Genomic DNA, 3,017 nt, shown 5'->3' with positions numbered 1-3,017 from the left:
CCATGCGGAAACTGGTAAGAGAAACAAGGATTTCTCCCGAGGAAATGATTTATCCCATTTTTGTTATCGAAGGGGAAAATATCAAAAACCCCATTCCTTCTATGCCGAATATCTATCAGTATTCCATCGATATGCTGGATGAACTCTTGGCGGAAGTGAAACTGAGCGGCATCAGCGGGGTGCTGATTTTCGGTATCCCTGCCGAAAAAGACGAAGTGGGTTCTCAGGCCTATCATCCCGACGGCATTACCCAGAGAGCCATTCGATATATTAAGAAAAACTACCCCGAACTGCTGGTCATTGCCGATGTCTGCCTGTGTGAATATACTTCCCATGGCCACTGCGGGCTGGTAGAAGGCTGCCATATCCTGAATGACGAAACCCTGCCCCTTCTGGCAAAAATGAGTGTAACGCTGGCGCAGGCCGGAGCGGATATCATTGCCCCCTCCGATATGATGGACGGCAGAGTCGCGGCCATCCGTGTGGCGCTGGATGAAAATGGTTTTGTCAATACGCCCATCATGGCCTATAGCGCAAAATTTGCATCGGGCTATTATGGCCCCTTTCGGGATGCGGCCCATTCTGCGCCACAGTTTGGGGACAGACGCTCCTATCAGATGGATGTCTGCAACAAAAAAGAAGCCCTCAGAGAAATTGCCGATGATATCGAAGAAGGGGCGGACATGTATATCGTGAAGCCTGCCCTGGCTTATCTGGACGTGGTGGAAGCGGCATCTCAGCGGTTCGACCTGCCCATTGCGGTTTATAATGTCAGCGGGGAATATGCCATGGTAAAGGCGGCGGCACAGATGGGTTGGATCGACGAAAAACGCATCGTCATGGAAAACCTGATCGCCATGAAACGGGCGGGGGCGACCATTCTTATCACCTACCATGCGCTGGATGCGGCGAAGTGGCTGAAAGAAGTGTGAAAAAATGAAAGACGAAAAAAAGTGGGAGCGGGTGACGCAGGAATTTGAACCCGTTTGTGATAAAGATAGCCGTGTGCTGATCCTTGGCACAGCCCCCTCCAGAAAATCTCGTGAAGTGGGTTTTTATTACGGCCATCCTCAGAATCGCTTCTGGAAGATGCTGGCGGCAGTAACGGAGGAAGAAGTGCCCCAGACCATAGAAGAAAAAAAGGCATTGCTCCTGCGGAACCATATTGCATTGCATGATGTTATTCACAGCTGTGACATCATCGGCAGCAGCGACAGCAGTATCCGCAATGTGGAGCCTGCGGACTTGGAGCGTATCCTTGCAGTAACGGGAAATATCCCCATTCTCTGCAACGGCGGTACATCTTACAAATTATTTCAGAAGCATCAGGAAAAACGACTGGGCATCACGGCAACACAGATGCCTTCCACCAGCCCTGCCAATGCGGCATGGAAACTGGAAAAACTGGTGGAGACATGGGGGGAAGCTCTCCTGCCCATGTTAAATGGAGAAGGTGAGAAAGAATGAAGGTCAGTGCGGAATGTATGCATTGTCTGGTAAAAAGACAGGCGGAAAATATCAAAAAATATCCTGATGAGGAAAAGAAGGCAGAATATCTGGGAAAAGTGCTGGGGATTATCGCAAACAATGGGGCGGAAGAACCGGCTCCTGTCCTTCTTTCTCATATCGGCAGACTGCATGAGGCATATTTTGGTAAGCCCTTCAGTTTTGAGGAACTGAAACAGGGCTATAATGCCATGATGCTGGAAAAAGAGGATGAAATCAGAGAAAAAATCAGTAATGCGGCTGACCCTCTGGCTCTGGCACTGCGTTTTGCGCAGATCGGCAATTTCATCGATTTTGGCGCCATGGACAGCGTGAATGACGCAAAACTCATGGAATTTCTGGAACAGGCGGAAACGCTGCCGCTTTCCGCAGATACCTATCAGAACTTTACGGAAAACCTGAAACATGCAAAGAAACTGGTCTATATGACCGATAACTGCGGCGAGATCGTTCTGGATAAACTTCTGCTGGAAACCATCGCAGAAAAATTTCCCTATGTGGAACGTACCGTTATCGTCCGCGGGGAACCTGTGCTGAATGATGCGACCGTGGAGGATGCGCTGCAGGTTGGCATCGATGCCTGCGGCAGAGTCATCCCCAATGGTACGAATATCGCAGGGACTTATATTCCATGGATTTCCGCAGAAGCGAAAGCAGAAATGGACGGGGCGGATCTCCTGATTGCCAAAGGACAGGGGAATTTCGAAAGCCTGCATGGATGTGGGCTGAATATCTATTATCTGTTCCTCTGCAAATGCCAGTGGTTCATGGAACGCTTTGGACTGCCCCAGTACAGCGGTGTTTTCATCAATGAAAAAGATCTGTAATATCGCAAAAACAACAGAAAAATGACCTTTTCCGAGGATTTGACTATGCAAACTGGCAAACTTCGAAAATGGTCTTTTTTTCTGTCGAAAATTTATTGACAGGATGTTGTAACCTTGATACAATACTGCAGAAAGTAAATAAAGGACTTATCAAGAGTGGTTGAGGGACAGGGCCCTGTGACACCCGGCAACCGGCGGAAACGCATCGGTGCTAATTCCCCCGCAATATTGCGGAAGATGAGATTACATTAGAAAACCCCTGTTATGCAGAGGTTATTTTTTTGTTTAAAGCGGAGAAAGCCTTTTTGCAGAGAGGAGCAATGAACTTGCTTGCAAGGTTCATTGGTCATAGATGCAAAAAATGGTTTGCGGAGCAAATTACATAGTCCGAAGGACTGTGGACCCGTAAGGGCATTTTGAGTAATGCGAAGCATTACGAATGGATTTTTCGTTTTAAAATCTCTCCTTAGAAATCTTTATTTACAGTTGCTGAAAAATCGTGTAGAAAAAAGGAGAACAGAACATGAGCAGAAGATTATTCACTTCCGAATCTGTTACAGAGGGTCATCCCGATAAGATCTGTGACCAGATTTCCGACGGCGTGCTGGACGCACTGCTGGCAAAAGACCCCCATTCCCGTGTAGCATGTGAAACTTGCACAACAACAGGTATGATCATGGTAAT

At 47.8% G+C, this 3,017-nt stretch carries 4 protein-coding genes and 1 riboswitch; all 4 genes read left to right on the top strand.

Features of this window, described 5'->3' with window-relative positions:
- The first annotated feature begins 2 nt into the window (after positions 1-2).
- Positions 3-932 carry a porphobilinogen synthase gene (gene hemB, locus ACJMLT_RS04400; RefSeq protein ID WP_405727155.1) on the top strand — a complete coding sequence of 310 codons (930 nt, stop codon included), beginning with the start codon at positions 3-5 and terminating at the stop codon, positions 930-932.
- A gap of 4 nt (positions 933-936) precedes the next feature.
- Complete coding sequence (locus tag ACJMLT_RS04395) at positions 937-1,467, top strand: DNA-deoxyinosine glycosylase (protein WP_405727152.1); 531 nt, start codon at positions 937-939, stop codon at positions 1,465-1,467.
- Positions 1,464-2,333, top strand: coding sequence for a damage-control phosphatase ARMT1 family protein (locus ACJMLT_RS04390; protein ID WP_405727149.1), 870 nt, complete (start codon positions 1,464-1,466; stop codon positions 2,331-2,333). The genes ACJMLT_RS04395 and ACJMLT_RS04390 overlap by 4 nt, the downstream gene beginning before the upstream one ends.
- A gap of 144 nt (positions 2,334-2,477) precedes the next feature.
- A riboswitch (SAM riboswitch) is annotated at positions 2,478-2,577 on the top strand.
- Between the two features lie 279 nt (positions 2,578-2,856).
- Positions 2,857-3,017: S-adenosylmethionine synthetase N-terminal domain-containing protein (locus ACJMLT_RS04385; protein ID WP_405727158.1), on the top strand; the 161-nt coding region annotated here is incomplete at its 3' end.

The sequence above is a fragment of the Anaerotignum sp. genome (assembly GCF_045122575.1).
In the GTDB taxonomy this organism is placed as follows: domain Bacteria; phylum Bacillota; class Clostridia; order Lachnospirales; family Anaerotignaceae; genus Anaerotignum_A.
Note: the sequence above shows the minus strand (reverse complement) of the source record. Positions and strands in the feature narration are given on the sequence as shown.